The organism is Leisingera aquaemixtae (genome assembly GCF_019801145.1).
Lineage (GTDB): Bacteria > Pseudomonadota > Alphaproteobacteria > Rhodobacterales > Rhodobacteraceae > Leisingera > Leisingera aquaemixtae_A.
Genome location: NZ_JAHVJQ010000002.1, coordinates 16,961 through 32,701 on the forward strand (window position 1 = coordinate 16,961; position 15,741 = coordinate 32,701).

General features: G+C 65.0%; 14 protein-coding genes. 8 read left to right on the forward strand and 6 right to left on the reverse strand.

Annotated features, from left to right (window positions below; translation table 11 throughout):
• Positions 1-5: 5 nt before the first annotated feature.
• From KUW17_RS04645 to hpaR, 5 genes are all read right to left on the reverse strand, one after another.
• Positions 6-587, reverse strand: a complete 582-nt coding sequence (locus KUW17_RS04645; RefSeq protein WP_222476348.1) for a sarcosine oxidase subunit gamma — start codon at positions 585-587, stop codon at positions 6-8.
• Positions 580-3,591, reverse strand: coding sequence for a sarcosine oxidase subunit alpha family protein (locus KUW17_RS04650; RefSeq protein WP_222477507.1), 3,012 nt, complete (start codon positions 3,589-3,591; stop codon positions 580-582). Before KUW17_RS04650 ends, KUW17_RS04645 begins: the two co-directional genes overlap by 8 nt.
• An 11-nt stretch (positions 3,592-3,602) precedes the next feature.
• Positions 3,603-3,890: a sarcosine oxidase subunit delta gene (locus tag KUW17_RS04655; RefSeq protein WP_039185401.1), complete on the reverse strand. Its 288-nt coding sequence runs from the start codon at positions 3,888-3,890 to the stop codon at positions 3,603-3,605.
• A gap of 16 nt (positions 3,891-3,906) precedes the next feature.
• Positions 3,907-5,157 (reverse strand): sarcosine oxidase subunit beta family protein, encoded by a 1,251-nt coding sequence (locus tag KUW17_RS04660; RefSeq protein WP_222477515.1) that lies wholly within the window; start codon positions 5,155-5,157, stop codon positions 3,907-3,909.
• Between the two features lie 273 nt (positions 5,158-5,430).
• On the reverse strand, positions 5,431-5,871 hold the full coding sequence (gene hpaR / locus KUW17_RS04665) for a homoprotocatechuate degradation operon regulator HpaR (RefSeq protein ID WP_222476350.1): 441 nt from the start codon (positions 5,869-5,871) through the stop codon (positions 5,431-5,433).
• A gap of 115 nt (positions 5,872-5,986) precedes the next feature.
• Here hpaR and KUW17_RS04670 point away from each other — a divergent pair, with 115 nt between their 5' ends.
• The 8 genes from KUW17_RS04670 (at position 5,987) to KUW17_RS04705 (ending at position 13,789) form a co-directional block, all read left to right on the forward strand.
• A complete protein-coding gene (locus KUW17_RS04670) occupies positions 5,987-6,379 on the forward strand; it encodes a 5-carboxymethyl-2-hydroxymuconate Delta-isomerase (protein ID WP_222476351.1) in 393 nt (130 codons plus the stop codon).
• Positions 6,379-7,890, forward strand: coding sequence for a 5-carboxymethyl-2-hydroxymuconate semialdehyde dehydrogenase (gene hpaE, locus KUW17_RS04675; protein WP_222476352.1), 1,512 nt, complete (start codon positions 6,379-6,381; stop codon positions 7,888-7,890). Before KUW17_RS04670 ends, hpaE begins: the two co-directional genes overlap by 1 nt.
• 39 nt (positions 7,891-7,929) lie before the next feature.
• The gene (gene hpaD / locus KUW17_RS04680; RefSeq protein ID WP_222476355.1) at positions 7,930-8,784 is read left to right on the forward strand and encodes a 3,4-dihydroxyphenylacetate 2,3-dioxygenase; all 855 of its coding nucleotides are present in this window, start codon (positions 7,930-7,932) and stop codon (positions 8,782-8,784) included.
• A gap of 14 nt (positions 8,785-8,798) precedes the next feature.
• On the forward strand, positions 8,799-9,779 hold the full coding sequence (hpaD, locus tag KUW17_RS04685; RefSeq protein WP_222476356.1) for a 3,4-dihydroxyphenylacetate 2,3-dioxygenase: 981 nt from the start codon (positions 8,799-8,801) through the stop codon (positions 9,777-9,779).
• Positions 9,780-9,927: 148 nt separating this feature from the next.
• Positions 9,928-11,340, forward strand: a complete 1,413-nt coding sequence (locus tag KUW17_RS04690) for a pyridoxal phosphate-dependent decarboxylase family protein (RefSeq protein WP_222476357.1) — start codon at positions 9,928-9,930, stop codon at positions 11,338-11,340.
• Positions 11,340-12,206 (forward strand): fumarylacetoacetate hydrolase family protein, encoded by an 867-nt coding sequence (locus KUW17_RS04695; protein WP_222476358.1) that lies wholly within the window; start codon positions 11,340-11,342, stop codon positions 12,204-12,206. Before KUW17_RS04690 ends, KUW17_RS04695 begins: the two co-directional genes overlap by 1 nt.
• A complete protein-coding gene (hpaH, locus tag KUW17_RS04700; RefSeq protein WP_222476359.1) occupies positions 12,203-13,003 on the forward strand; it encodes a 2-oxo-hept-4-ene-1,7-dioate hydratase in 801 nt (266 codons plus the stop codon). The genes KUW17_RS04695 and hpaH overlap by 4 nt, the downstream gene beginning before the upstream one ends.
• A gap of 15 nt (positions 13,004-13,018) precedes the next feature.
• Positions 13,019-13,789, forward strand: coding sequence for an HpcH/HpaI aldolase family protein (locus tag KUW17_RS04705; protein ID WP_222476362.1), 771 nt, complete (start codon positions 13,019-13,021; stop codon positions 13,787-13,789).
• Between the two features lie 198 nt (positions 13,790-13,987).
• Here KUW17_RS04705 and KUW17_RS04710 read toward each other — a convergent pair whose 3' ends face one another.
• On the reverse strand, positions 13,988-15,652 hold the full coding sequence (locus KUW17_RS04710; protein ID WP_261397012.1) for a DUF4139 domain-containing protein: 1,665 nt from the start codon (positions 15,650-15,652) through the stop codon (positions 13,988-13,990).
• Positions 15,653-15,741: the final 89 nt, after the last annotated feature.

Sequence of the window (15,741 nt, forward strand, 5' to 3'; positions counted from 1 at the left end):
TCTGTTCAGATCACCGATTTCGCCGCAGCCACCAGCGCATGATGCAGCGAGCCGGCAGAGGACCGCGGGCCAATGATCGAATATCCTTGCCCGGGGGTCTGGCACAGCAGGAACACACCCAGATGCTCCATCGAGGTCCGGGTGGCATCACCCGCCTTGCCCGCACGGACATTGGCGTTGCACAGCCGCTCCAGCACGTCAAAGCAGCGCGGGCCTTCCATGTCGAAGCGGCACCAGCCGTCGGTCTGTTCCACAACGGAGCCAGCCTCGCCCACTGCCTGCTTCAGATCCGCCGCCATCAGTTCGTGGCTGTCATGCGGGGCAGAGACCATCCACAGGTCCGGCCCCATCCACCAGGCAGCAAACACACCGTGCTCACTCCAGCCGGCAGCCTCCGGCAACGCTCCGCCCAGATAAGACGCAGCCGCAGATTTCACCGCATCTTCGCTGCCTTGGCGTGCCGCCAGCGAGGCCAGCGCCCGGTCGGTGACTTCACGGATCTGGAGACCTGTGAAGACATCCACCCGCGGCTCATGCCCGCCCAGCGGAGAGATGGCTTTGAGCCCATGATTATCAATCTTACCCACGGAGACGCTCCCCTTCCGGATCCACAAAATGCGCGCTGACAACTTCGACCTGGATTTCCTTGCCCTCCAGCGGGTTGACCGCGCGGATCACCTCACCCTTGCGGCTGTCGCCGCGCTTCAGGAACCCGATCCCGATCGAACAGCCCAGCACCGGCGAATAGGCGGCAGAAGTGATATAGCCCTGATCGGTGGCCGCGCTCACCTCGCCATCGGCGTTCATCAGATGCGCCCCGGCCTGCACCGGATCGGCGGCATTCACCGGCTTGAAGCCCACCAGCTTCAGCGCATCCTCCCGGTTCATGCCCGGTCGTTCGCTCAGCGTGTTGCCGATGCAATCCTTCTTCTTGCTGACCATCTTGCCCATGCCGAGGTTCAGCGCCGAGGTGGTGCCGTTCAGCTCATTGCCGGCCGCATGGCCCTTCTCGATCCGCATGACGCCCAGCGCCTCGGTGCCGTAAGGAACAGCGCCAAACTCCTCGCCCGCTTCCATCAGCTTGCGGATCATCGCATCGCCGTACCGGGTTGGCACCGCGATCTCATAGGCCAGCTCGCCCGAGAAGGAGATCCGGAACAGCCGCGCCCGGCAGCCGCCCGCCACGGTCACTTCCCCGCAGGCCATGAAGGGGAACGCCTCGTTCGAGATATCGAACTCGGGGTCCACGACCTTTTGCAGCAGCTTACGGGCATTCGGACCCGCCACCGCGAACTGTGCCCAGGCCTCGGTGGTCGAGATCAGCTGCACATCCATGTCAGGGAACAGGCACTGGCGCGCAAATTCCATGTTGCGGTAGACCAGAACTGCGTTGGCGGTGGTGGTGGTCACCACGAAATGATCCTCGGCAAAACGCGCCGCGGTGCCGTCGTCATAGGCAATGCCGTCCTCGCGCAGCATCAGGCCATAGCGGACCTTGCCCACCGGAAGCTTGGCAAAGGCATTGGCATACATCTTGTTCAGGAACTCGGCAGCGTCCTTGCCCTGCACGTCGATCTTGCCCAGCGTGGTCACGTCGCAGACACCGACAGAGTTGCGGGTCTGCAGCACCTCGCGGTCCACCGACTGGCGCCAATGGGTTTCGCCCGCCTGGGGGAACCACTGCGCCCGCAGCCACTGGCCGACCTCGACAAACACCGCGCCCTGCTCCTCGGCCCATTTGTGGCTGGGGGTCTTGCGGGTGGGGCGGAACTCCTCGCCCACCGAGCGGCCTGCCATCACGCCAAAGGACACCGGCGTGTAGGGCGGGCGGAACATGGTGGTGCCGACCTCGGGGATCTGCTTGCCCGCCAGTTCGGCCATGATCGCCAGACCGCCCATGTTGGAGGTCTTGCCCTGATCGGTCGCCATGCCCAGGGTGGTGTAGCGCTTCAGGTGCTCGACCGAGCGGAAGTTTTCCTGATGCGCCAGTTTCACGTCCTTGACGGTGACGTCGTTCTGCTGGTCCAGCCAGGCGCGGCCCTTGCCTTCCTTCACATACCAGAAGGGGGTCACGTTAATGGGCGCGTCCTCGGCCTCGGGCAGATCCGCAGCTTTCGCTTCGATCCCCAGCTCCGACAGCGCGGCCACGGCGCCCTCGGCACCGGCCCGCAATGCGGCAGCGGTGGAGAAATCGCCATTGGCGGCACCGGCAACCGACATGTTCTGCGGCAGCTCACCCGCGGGCACAAAGGCGGCAATATCCTCGCGCCAGGCGGGGCGGCCGCGCTGGTGGCAGGTCAGATGCACGTTCGGGTTCCAGCCGCCGGACACCGCCAGTGCCCCGCAAGGCACGTCGCGGGTGGTGCCGTTTGCCAAGCGCACCCGTGCCCATTCCAGCCCAAGCCGGCCCTTGGTGTCGATCACCTGGGCACCGGCAAACAGCTCGGCACCTTCGACCTTGGGCGCATCGGCGCGGGTGTCGATCACCGCGGTGACCTTGACGCCCTTGGTGATCAGGTCGGCGGCAGTGCGGTGGCCGTCGTCGTTGTTGGTGAAGACCGCTACGGTCTGGTCCGGCGTCACCGCCCAGCGGTTGGCATAGGCGCGCACCGCACCGGCCAGCATCACGCCCGGGCGGTCGTTGTTCTCAAACGCGATGGGCCGCTCGGTGGCGCCCGCCGCCAGCATCGCCCGCTTGGAATAGATCCGCCACAAGATCTGCCGCGGCTTGCCCGCTTCCGGTGCCAGAACATGGTCAGCGGTGCGCTCCACCGCGCCATAGATACCGTGGTCAAAGGCGCCGATGATGGTGGTGCGCGGCATTACCCGCACGTTCGGCATCGCCGCCAGCTCCGCCTGTGCCTGCTCGACCCAGGCAGACCCGGCTAGATCGCCGATGCCAAAGGTTTCCGCATTCAGGCGCCCGCCGAGCAGGAAATCCTCATCCGCAATGATCACCTGCGCCCCGGCCCGGCCAGCCGTCAGCGCCGCCATCAGGCCGGTGGGGCCGGCCCCGATCACCAAGAGATCGCAATGCAGGAAGCCCTTGTCATAGGCATCCGGATCCGCCTCGAAACTGATGCTGCCCAGACCCGCCGCCTTGCGGATGATCGGCTCGTACAGCTTCTCCCAGAACGCGGCAGGCCACATGAAGGTCTTGTAGTAAAAGCCAGCGGTCAGGAAGTTCGAGAACCGGTCGTTGATCGCCATGAAGTCATGCTGCAGCGACGGCCAGCGGTTCTGCGAATTCGCCTCCAGCCCATCATACAGCTCCGCCACGGTGGCGCGGGTGTTCGGCTCCTGCCGTCCGCCACTGCGCAGCTCGACCAGCGCGTTGGGCTCTTCAGAGCCAGAGGTCAGCACACCGCGCGGGCGGTGGTACTTGAACGAGCGGCCCATCAGCCGCACGCCGTTTGCCAGCAGGGCCGAGGCCAGCGTGTCGCCCTCGAACCCCTTGTAGCTCTTGCCATCAAAGGTGAAGCTCAGCGCCTTGCTGCCCTTGATCAGCCCGCCATCCAGGCGGTTCACCTGCACCCCCTTGCGGGCACCGGTGCTGCCGTCGGCCTGAAAGGCCACACGGCCGGCATTCATCACTGCGTCAGTCATTTGCTGCGCCCCCTTGCCCGGGCCACATCACGGGCCAGTTCGACATTCAGGATTTCATGGGTCACGGTGTTGCGGGTCACCACCAGCCAGGACCGGTCGCCCTGCTCATGGAACCACAGCTCGCGGTGCTCGCCCGCCGGGTTGTCGCGCAGATACAGGTAGTCGTGGAACTGATCCGCTGCATTGTCGGCCTGCCAGTCCGGCCGGTCGATCAGGCTGGCGTCCCCCAGATAGGTGAACTCCTGCGAATCCCGCGGCCCGAGGATCGGATGGTTGATAATCATCGCTTCTGTCCTTTCCTCAGTGCAGGTTCGGCTGGGCGCCCTGGCCCTTTTCGTCGATCATCAGCCCCTTGCGGAACCGGTCGAGCCGGTAGGCCGTTGCCACCTTGTGCGGGGTATCGGTCGCCAGCAGATGCGCATAGCACCAGCCCGAGGCCGGGGTTGCCTTGAACCCGCCGTAGCACCAGCCGCCGTTGAAATAGAGCCCGTCGATATGGGTCTTGTCGATGAAGGGGGAGCCGTCCATCGACATGTCCATGATGCCGCCCCAGCTGCGCAGCATCCTCACCCGGCCCAGAGCCGGGATCAGGGCCATACCGCCCTCCATCACATCCTCGACCACCGGCAGATTGCCGCGCTGCGCATAGGAATTGTACATGTCCAGATCGCCGCCAAAGACCAGCCCGCCCTTGTCCGACTGGCTGCAATAGAAGTGGCCCGCGCCAAAGGTGATAACCCCGTCCAGCACCGGCTTCAGCCCCTCAGAGACAAAGGCCTGCAGCACGTGGCTTTCGATCGGCAGGCGCATGCCCGCCCTTTCCATCACCCGGCTCGACGACCCGGCGACGCAGCTCGCCACTTTGTTGGCGCCGATGAAACCCTTGCTGGTCTCCACACCCAGGCATTTGCCGTTCTCGATCCGGAAGCCGGTGACTTCGCAGTTCTGAATGATGTCAACGCCGCGCAGGTCGGCGCCGCGGGCATAGCCCCAGGCCACCGCGTCGTGGCGCACGGTGCCGCCGCGGCGGTGCAGCAGCCCGCCCTTGATCGGGAAGCGCGCGTCGTTGAAGTTCAGGAACGGGTACATCGCCCGCACGCCGTCGGTGTCCAGCAGCTCCGCGTCGGAGCCGTTCAGGATCATCGCGTTGCCGCGGCGCCGCGCCGCATCGCGCTGCGCGTCCGTATGCACCAGGTTCAGAATGCCGCGCTGGCTGACCATGGCGTTGTAGTTGAAGTCCTGCTCCAGCCCTTCCCACAGCTTCAGCGACAGCTCGTAAAACGGCTCGTTGCCGTCCAGCAGGTAGTTGGAGCGGATGATGGTGGTGTTGCGGCCGACGTTGCCGCCGCCGATCCAGCCCTTCTCGATCACCGCGACATTGGTGATGTTGTGGTTCTTGGCCAGGTAATAGGCCGTCGCCAGCCCGTGCCCGCCGCCGCCGATGATCACCACATCGTAGCTTTTCTTGGGTTCCGGATCGCGCCAGGTCGGGCGCCATCCCTTGTGGCCCGTCAGGGCCTCCTTGATCACTTTCAGGCCGGAGTACCGCATGATGTCCTCATCAACTGTCCCCGGCAGAATCGTTGAGAAATGCGTCATTTCACAGGGGGATTTCGGACATCGGCAGCGCCATTTGCGTCACAGGCGGGAAATCACCAATGCAGATGCAGCATGGCCCGCCACAACTTCACAGACCCTTTTTCAATTTAAATATATGTTATTAAATGAAAAGATGATCCGCCACCGTGTCAGCGGCCAGAAATTGCTGCCAGGCCGGTTTGCGCCACGCACACCGCCATCCGCGCCATATGCGGCACCGGCGACTCACTCCGCCAGATCAATCTGATCCAGTTCGTTCAGCAGATCCAGGAGCGCCTCATAGCGTTCCGCCCCCATCTTCCGGCGGGTGCGCTCCATCAGCTCCAGGCTGGCCTCCAGGTTGTCGGCAATGATCTTCTCCCCCGCCGCAGAGATCTGCACCACCTGGCGGCGGCGGTCCTGCTGGTCGCGCTCCCGGCTGATCAGCTGCTTTTCCTCTAGCTTCTGCAGGATGCGCGTCAGGCTGGGCAGCAGCAAACAGGCCTTGTCCGCGATCTGGGTCGGATCGATCGGCCCGCTTTCCTGCACCACCCGCAGCACACGCCATTGCTGCTCGGTCAGCCCCGCGCCGCTCAGCAGGGCACGGATCGGACCCATCACGCGCTCCCGCGCCCGCAGAAGGGCGATTGGCAGCGAACGGTCGGTGGAGGGCATCATCCTGGTCATGCGTGATTATCACCCCGCTTCCGGCTAAACGCAATTGCCGCTTGGGTTTCTTCTGCTTGACTCAACGCTATACATTTTGCTAAACATGTTAAGTAATTCAGGAGAGGTACCGGACATGCCGCACATCACGCTGGACTACTCGGCCAATATGGAAGAGCGCACCGACATCGCCGCGCTGTGCCGCCATTTGCGGCAGGCCGCAGCGGCGACCGGCGTGTTTCCCCTGGCTGGAATCCGGGTGCGCGCCTTTGCGGCCAATCATGTCTCGATTGCCGACGGCGATCCGCAGCACGGCTATATCGACATCTCCATCCGGCTGCGCGCGGGCCGTGACCTCGACACCCGCAAACGCGCCGCGCAGGCGGTGTTCGACGCAGCCCAAGCCTTCCTGGAACCGGCCCTGCAGCAGCATTCCATCGCGCTCTCGCTGGAGATGCGCGACATCGACCCCGAGCTTTCCCCGAAATGCGGCACCATCCGCGACCACATGCAAAAGGCGGACCAGTGATGAGCGATCTGACCACCAACATCGAAACGCTGAACACCCACCTGACCCGTTTCCGCAAGGGTGGCATCCTGAACCTGATCGGCGGCGAAAGCCGCCCCGCCGCCTCAGGCGCCACTTTTGAAACCTCTTCACCAGTAGACGAGAGCACCATCTGTGCCGTCGCCAAGGGCGGCCCAGCAGACATTGACGCCGCCGCTGCCGCCGCCAAGACCGCCTTTCCCGCCTGGCGCGACATGCCGGCGCTGGAACGCAAGAAGATCCTGCACCGCATCGCCGATCTGATCGTCGAACGCGCCGAGGAAATCGCCCTGTGCGAATGCTGGGACACTGGCCAGGCCTTGCGCTTCATGTCCAAGGCCGCCCTGCGCGGCGCCGAAAACTTCCGCTTCTTCGCTGACAAGGCCACCTCCGCCCGCGACGGCCAACAACTGCAGTCGCCGACGCTGATGAATGTGACCACCCGGGTGCCGATCGGCCCGGTCGGCGTGATCACCCCGTGGAACACGCCCTTCATGCTGTCCACGTGGAAGATCGCCCCGGCGCTGGCGGCCGGCTGCACCGTGGTCCACAAACCGGCCGAGTTTTCGCCCCTCACCGCCCGCATCCTGGCCGAGATCGCCCATGAGGCCGGACTGCCCGCAGGCGTCTGGAACCTGGTCAATGGCTTTGGCGAGGACGCGGGCAAGGCGCTGACCGAACACCCGGACATCAAGGCCATTGCCTTTGTCGGCGAAAGCAAGACCGGCTCGATGATCATGAAACAGGGCGCCGACACCCTGAAACGCGTGCACTTCGAACTGGGCGGCAAGAACCCGGCGGTGGTCTTCGACGACGCCGACCTCGACCGCGCGCTCGATGCCGCGATCTTCATGATCTACTCGCTGAACGGCGAGCGCTGCACCTCCTCCTCCCGCCTGCTGGTGCAGGAGAGCATCGCGGAGGCGTTTGAGGCCAAGCTGATCGAGCGCGTCAACAACATCAAGGTCGGCCACCCGCTGGACCCCGCCACCGAAGTCGGCCCGCTGATCCACAAGGTGCATTTCGACAAGGTCACATCCTATTTCGAGACCGCCAGACAGGACGGCGCCACAATCGCCGCCGGCGGCAGCCGTGTTGGCGATCAAGGCTGGTTCGTCCGCCCGACGCTGTTCACCAACGCCACCAACGATATGACCATCGCGCAGGAGGAAATCTTCGGCCCGGTCCTCACCGCAATCCGTTTCAAAGACGAGGATGAGGCTCTAACATTGGCCAATGACACGCAATACGGCCTCACCGGCTATGTCTGGACCAACGACCTCACCCGCGCCCTGCGCTTCACAAACGCGCTGGAGGCCGGCATGATCTGGGTGAACTCGGAAAACGTCCGCCACCTGCCCACCCCCTTTGGCGGGGTCAAGGCCAGCGGCATCGGCCGCGACGGCGGCGACTGGTCTTTCGAGTTCTACATGGAACAGAAACACATCGGCTTTGCCCTAGGCCACCACAAGATCCCGCGCCTCGGCGCCTGACCTCAAGGAAACGCGCAACCCATCTTTGAGGAGAAGACCATGGGAGAAATCGTTCTCGCCGCCAAATGCACCCATGTGCCCACCATGCTGATGTCGGAACAGCCCGGCCGGCTGGAGGGCGCCCGCAAGCCCGCCATCGACGGCCACCGGGAAATCGCCCGCCGTGCCAAGGCGCTCGGCGCCGACACCATCGTGATCTGCGACACCCACTGGGTGATCAATGCGGGCTACCACATCAACGCCAACAGCCGGTTCAAGGGGCTGTTCACCTCCAACGAATTCCCTCAGTTCATCCAGAACCTGCCCTATGAGTACGAGGGCAACCCGGCCTTGGGCGATGCCATCGCCGCCAAAGCGTCGGACAAGGGCGTCTACACCCTGTCGCACCAGCTCGACTCGCTGGAACTGGAATACGGCACCCTGGTGCCGATGCGCTTCATGAGCCGCGAGGGCGACTTCAAGGTGGTCTCCATCGCCGCCTGGTGCACCGTCCATGATCACGACGAAAGCCGGGTGATCGGCGAAGCCATCCGCGAGGCGGTCGAGGCCTCGGACAGCAAGGTGCTGCTGGTCGCCTCCGGCTCGCTCAGCCACAAGATCTGGGCGAACAAGGACTATGCCGCCAACAACGGCACCTTCACCATCAGCTCCGAGTTCAACCGCCAGATGGACCTGCGGGTGCTGGAGCTGTGGCAGAAGGGTGACCACGCGACCTTCCTCAGGCTGCTGGGCGAATACGCCGAGTTCTGCTGCGGCGAAGGCTCCATGCACGACACCGCCATGCTCTACGGCGCGCTTGGCTGGGACAGCTACACCGCCCCTTGCGAAGTGATCACCGAGTATTTTCCCAGTTCCGGCACCGGTCAGACCAACGTGATCTTCCCGGTTCAGTAATAGGAGCCCCCCCAATGCCCGTCCCCGCCCCGAACCTCTATCCGCCTTTCAACATCGTGCGGCTCAGCCATGTCGAATACGCCGTGACCGACCTCGCCGCCTCCCGCGCCTTCTATGTGGATACCCTCGGCCTGCAGGTGACGCATGAAGACAGCGAGCGCATCTATCTCCGCGCGATGGAGGAACGCGGCCACCACTGCATCGTTCTGGTTCAGGCGGATACGGCCTCGGTCGGGGTTCTGGGCTTCAAGCTCTATGACGCGCCCGACCTGGACAAGGCCGCCGAGTTCTTCGCCTCCAAGGACCTGCCCGTCGAATGGGTCGAGCGCCCGCACATGGGCAAGACCCTGCGCACCCGCGACCCCTGGGGCATCCCGCTGGAGTTCTATGTGAAAATGGACCGGCTGGAGCCGATCCACCAGAAATACAGGCTCTATAACGGGGTAAAACCGCTGCGCATCGACCATTTCAACATGTTCAGCGCGGATGTGGACGGCGCGGTTGCCTTCTATAACGAGATGGGCTTCCGGACCACCGAGTTCACCGAGGATGACGAGAGCGGCAAGGTCTGGGCGGCTTGGATGCACCGCAAAGGCGGCGTGCATGACGTGGCCTTCACCAATGGCCTTGGCCCCCGCCTGCACCACACCGCTTTCTGGGTGCCGAGCCCGCTCAACATCATCGACCTCTTGGATCTGATGTCGACCACCGGCTACGTCGATAACATCGAGCGCGGCCCCGGCCGCCACGGCATCTCCAACGCCTTCTTCCTTTATGTGCGCGACCCCGACGGCCACCGGATTGAGATCTACTGCTCCGACTACCAGACCGTCGACCCGGATCTGGAGCCGATCAAGTGGTCGCTCACCGACCCGCAGCGCCAGACCCTTTGGGGCGCCCCGGCGCCGCGCAGCTGGTTCGAGGAAGGCTCGGTATTCGAAGGCACCACTCCGAAACCAAGCGCCTTGAACGCGCAGCCGATTATTGCACCTTGAACCTCCCGGTATCAAAGCTGAGGGGCGCGGCTGCCTGGGCGGGCGCGAACGCGCCTGCCGGGGGGCAGGCAGGCGCGGCCCGGCGGTACCGCCGGGCGGAAGATATAGAAATTGAGGACCGCCCTGCGTCCATTGAGAGTATGCACAAATGAAATGGGATGAATTCTCCGAATGGGGCCGCCGGGTCGCGGACTGGACGCAGGACTACCACCTGACCGTCGGCGACCGCCCAGTACGGGCCAAGACCGAACCCGGCGAGGTGCTGAACGCCCTGCCCCAAACCCCGCCTGAGGACGGCGAGGGCATGGAAGCAATCTTCCGCGATTTCGAGGACATCGTGATGCCCGGCATCACCCACTGGCAGCACCCCCGCTTCTTTGCCTATTTCACCTCCAACGCCGCCGCGCCCTCGGTGCTGGCGGAATTCCTGGCCTCGGCCATCGCGCCGCAATGCATGCTGTGGCAGACCTCTCCAGCGGCGACCGAGATGGAAACGCGGATGATGGACTGGCTGCGCCAGGCGCTGGACCTGCCGGACCAGTTCCAGGGTGTGATCCAGGACTCCGCCTCCTCCGCCACCCTCGCCGCCGTCCTGACCATGCGGGAAAAGGCGTTGAACTGGCAGGGCAACCAGCAGGGTCTGTTCGGGCAAAAGGCCCTTCGCATCTACTGCTCTTCCGAGGTCCACACCTCCATCGACCGCGCCATCTGGGTCGCAGGCATCGGCCAGCAGAACCTGATCCGCATCCCTATAAAGGGCGATTGGCGCGGCATGGACCCGGGCGCGCTGGAGGCAGCGATCCAGGCCGACCTCGCCGCTGGCCACCAGCCCGCGGGTGTGATCCTCTGCGTCGGCGGCACCGGGGTGGGCGCCACCGACCCGGTGGATCAGGTGCTGGACGTGGCCGAGAAGTACGGTCTCTACACCCATGTGGACGCCGCCTGGGCCGGCTCTGCGATGATCTGCCCGGAATACCGCCACTATTGGCCCGGCGTCGAACGCGCCGACAGCATCGTCTTCAACCCGCATAAATGGCTCGGCGTGCAGTTCGACTGTTCCGCCCATTTCCTGAAGAACCCGGATGACCTGGTGCAAACCCTGGCGATCAGCCCGGAGTACCTCAAGACTCACGGCCATGACGGCATCATCAACTATTCCGAATGGTCGGTGCCGCTGGGCCGCCGCTTCCGCGCGCTGAAAATCTGGTTCCTGATCCGCACCTACGGGCTGGAGGGCCTGCGCCAGCGGCTGCGCAATCACATCAACTGGTCGAATCAGCTGCACGAAAAGCTGAAAGCCGAGCCTGATTTTCAGATCACCAGCGCGCCGATGTGGTCGCTCTGGTCGTTCCGCTATGCGCCCGAAGGCGCCGCAGACCTCGACGATCTGAACCTGCGGCTGGTCAATGCCATTAACGGCGACGGCCGCATCTACCTGACCCAGACCCGCCTCGACGGTGAGCTGGTGATCCGCTTCCAGGCAGGCCAGTTCGAGACCACCGAAGCCGACGTGATGATGGCCTTCGATGTCATCACCGAAATCGCAAGGAGCCTGACCTGATGCGCTTTGCCACCTACTCCGCCGATAGCGAAACCTTCTATGGCGCCGTGACGGACGCCGGCATGATCGCCCTGTCGCCGCAGTTCCCGCACTGGCCCACCCTGCGCGACGTGATCGCGGCAGACGGCCTGCCCGCACTGGCTCAGGCCGCCGAGGGCCAACCCGTCACCCACACGGATTTTAGCTATGAGATCCCGATCCCCAACCCGGAAAAGATCATCTGTGTCGGCGTCAACTTCCCGGACCGTAATGCGGAATACAAGGACGGCTCCGCTCAGCCCAAGCACATGTCCCTGTTCCCACGCTTCCCGCGCTCCTTCACCGGTGCCGGGCGCCCGCTGATCCGCCCACCGGAAAACCACACGCTGGACTACGAGGGCGAGGTCGCCGTGGTGATCGGCAAACCGGGCCGCCGGATCAAGCCGGAGGATGCCTACGATCATATTGCGGCTCTAACACTGGCAAATGAGGGCACCATCCGCGACTGGGTGCGCCACGCCAAATTCAACGTCACCCAAGGCAAGAACTGGGACAATTCCGGCGCGATCGGCCCCTGGCTGGTGCCCTTCACCGATGCTGCCCAGCTGGATGAGGCCCGCATCCTCACCCGCGTGAACGGAGAGGTCCGCCAGGATGACACCCTGGCCCGCATGATGTTCCCGATCCGCGAGGAGATCGCCTATATCTCAACCTTCACCACCCTGCAGCCGGGCGACGTGATCATCACCGGCACGCCCACCGGCGCAGGCGCGCGGTTTGATCCGCCGAAATACCTGGCCCCCGGCGACGTGGTGGAGGTTGAAGTCGAGGGCATCGGAACCTTGCGCAACACGGTTGAGGATGAGTTCAGCGGGGGAGAAGCATGACTCCGGAACAGCACCAGGAAGCCGCCGAAACCCTGCTGCAAGCCGAGCAAACCGGCCAGCAATGCGGCCTGCTTTCGCTGGCCTATGCCGGCATGACGCTGGACGATGCCTACGCTGTGCAACAGGCTCTGGTAAGGCAAAAACTGGCCTCCGGCCGCAAGAAAATCGGCTGGAAGATCGGCCTCACCAGCCGCGCCATGCAGCAGGCGCTGAACATCACCACCCCCGACAGCGGCGTGCTCTTGGACGACATGGCGTTTGAGAACGGCAGCACCGTCCCTGCCGGCCGCTTCATCCAGCCGCGGGCGGAGGCGGAAATCGCCTTTGTCATGAAGTCCCCGCTGGCAGGCGCCGAGTGCACCCGCGCAGATGTGCTGGCCGCGACAGACTTTGTGACGCCGTCGCTGGAGATCCTCGACACCCGCATACTGCGTGCCGACCCGGCAACCGGCCAAGCCCGCATCATCACCGACACCATCAGCGACAACGCCGCCAATGCCGGCGTGGTGCTGGGAGCGGAGCGCCACGCTGTTGACGCACACGACCTGCGTTGGACCGGCGCTATCGTGGCCCGGGGCGGCACGGTGGAGGAAACCGGCCTCGGCGCGGGCGTCTTGAATGATCCCGTCACCTCGGTCCTCTGGCTGGCGCGCCGGATGGCGGAATATGGACAACAGATCGAGGCCGGGGATATCGTGCTCTCAGGCTCTTTCATCCGCCCCATCGAATGCCCGCCGGGCTCGGAGATCGCCGCAGATTTCGGCCCCTTCGGTTCCGTATCCATCAACTTCGCCTGACAGGAGGCCCCGCCCATGCCCGCGCCCAAGAACAGCTTCAAACAGGCTCTATCACAGGGCAAACGCCAGATCGGCTGCTGGATGAGCTTTGCCGACGGTCAGATCGCCGAGATCATGGGCACTTGCGGTTTCGACTGGCTGGTGATTGACGGCGAGCATGCGCCCAACGATATCCGCTCGATCCGCGACCAGCTGATCGCGCTGGCGGCGTCGCCCAGCCACCCGGTGGTGCGGGTGCCGGTGGGCGAGACCTGGATGATCAAGCAGGTGCTGGATGCAGGCGCGCAGACAGTGCTGGTGCCGATTGTCGAAAGCGCCGATCAGGCCCGCGAACTGGTCCGCGCCTGCCACTACCCGCCCAAGGGCGTGCGGGGCGTCGGCGCCACGGCAGCACGGGCCACCATGTTCGGCACGGTCACTGAGTACATCCAAACCGCCGATCAGGAGGTCTGCCTGCTGGTGCAGGTGGAAAACCGCGCCGGCATGGCTGCGCTGGACGAAATCCTGCAGGTGGAGGGCATCGACGGCGTCTTTATCGGCCCGGCGGACCTGTCCACCGACATGGGCCACCAGGGCAACTCCGCCCACCCGGAGGTGCGCGCGGCAATTGCCGATGCCATCACACGCATCAAGGCGGCAGGCCTCGCCCCCGGCATCCTCGGCACCACCGATGAGGCCACCCAGGCCTACACCGACATGGGCGCGCAGTTCCTGGCGGTCGGCATCGACGTCATGGTGCTGGCCAAAAACGCCCGCGATCTGGCTGCCAAGTGGAAGGCTGACTAGACCCGCACCGCTAACCGCACAGGAATCACTCCCGCGCCCACCCGCAGCCCTGGCTTTGCCAACGCAGCGGCAGCGGGCTTGGGCGTGGCACCGCGCCATGCGCGGTGCCACGCCCAACGGGAGGAAGGTATTTCAATGCCTGACGACGGGCGGGAGAACGCCTCTGTCGCCAGGCGCCGCGCCAGGACCAGATCGGGATCAGCGCAGCACCATGCCCTCGGGCCAGCTGAGCGTGGTGTCCAGCTGGATGGTGCGGCTTTCCCCTGCCGCAATATCCAGGTCCCAGGCCAGAATACCGCGCTGCTTCTCCACGTTTTCTTCCGTTGGCCGCGGCGTGGCGCTCCAGTCGATCTCGAGATCATCCTGCTGCGAATAGGGCACCTGGTCCAGCACCCGCACCGGCCAGTCCTGCGCGGTCAGGTTCTCCACCGTGATCTCCACCTTCTGCACCTGCGCGTTGCTGCGCGAGATCAGCCCCTGCTCACCCTCGCTCTGCCCCAGCACATCGCGCCGCAGCTGCAGGCCTTCGATGGGGCCGAACCCCGCCTCCATCTCCGCCCCAGGCGCCAGCCCGGCGAAAGGCTCCACCGTAACCAGCTTGCCATCGACAAACCGCGGCACCTCAGCCGAGGCCAGCAATTGCTCGCCGAATGTGTTGGTGAAAGCCGCCACCCTGTAGGCAGTCACATCCCGCGACGGCACCGCCACCGCCCGCACCTTTGCATCAGCGGTCAGGCTGTCCATCTCCAGCCGCAGCAGATCGGCGCCGGAGGCAACCGACACAGGCAGGCCAAACCGGTAAGTGGCCGCCGCGCCGCTCAGATCAGCCCCCCAGCCGCCGCGCGCCTCTTCCTCGAATGCCGGGGGCGCTGCCGCCGGCTCCGCCAGCGCCGACAGTTCCGCTGCATCCTGCCCCATGGATTTCAGCGCCCGCGGCGGCTGCGGCTCCTCGATCCGGCGCAGCCAAGGGTACAGCACCGACGGGCTGCCCTGTTCGCCGGGAACCGCGGTCGACAGGGTCAGCGCCACATCCTGCCAGTTCTCGCCGGTGTCCTGCGCCAGCATCACCGCCCGCTTCAGGATCACCTGCTCCCCTTTCACGGTGCTGAGGTGCATCTCATAAGACGGCTGCCAGCCGATAGTGCCGCCGCCCGCGGTGTAGTAGCTCACCTTGATGGCGCCTTCGCCCGCCCGTTCCGCGTCTATGTCCACTGCGATGAACAGCCGGTCCTCATCCTCCAGCGTGATCGCGCCCAGCGCCGCGCGGGCCTCTGCCAGCTCCTCCTCCAGGTCCTCTAGCTGCAGCTCGATCCGGCGCGCCTCAGCCTCCGCCGCAACAGCCGCCTGGCTGGCGCCCGCAGCCTCCTCGGAAATCATCTTGGCGATCGCGCTCAGCGCTGCGGCATCCGCCTCTGCCAGCCCTTCGTTTGCCCCCAGCTGCTGCAGGAAACCAATCGAGGCCTCGGCCGCCCGCACCCCGGAGCGCGCCCGCGCAGCCTCGTCCCGGACCGCGGCAATCCGCGCCTCAACCTCGCGGACCCGCGCCTCTGCCGCCTCCACCTCCGGATCATCCGCATCGCGCGGCGGCACGTAATTCTCGCGCAGCAGGGTGGCAACGCGGCGGGCGCCGGCGATCTCCACCTGCAGGGTCTCCAGCAAGGCGGATTTCGGAACGTTCTGCAGGATCAGCCGGTGGCGCCCTTCCGGCAGGGTCAGCGCGGCGCTGCGGGTGACTTCCGCCAGCCCGGGATACAGCGTCACCTCCGACACGGTGCTGCTGACGGCAATGGTTTCAGCCGCTGCAAAGGGCGCGGCCGCCGCCGCAAAAGAGGATAAGGCAAAGGCCATCAAGGGAAATCGCATTGGCAACTCTCGATCAAAAATCCACGGGGCAAAACCGCCCGCCCGCTGCCAAGCCTAGCTGCCGCCCCGCCCCGAGGCCACGCAAAAGA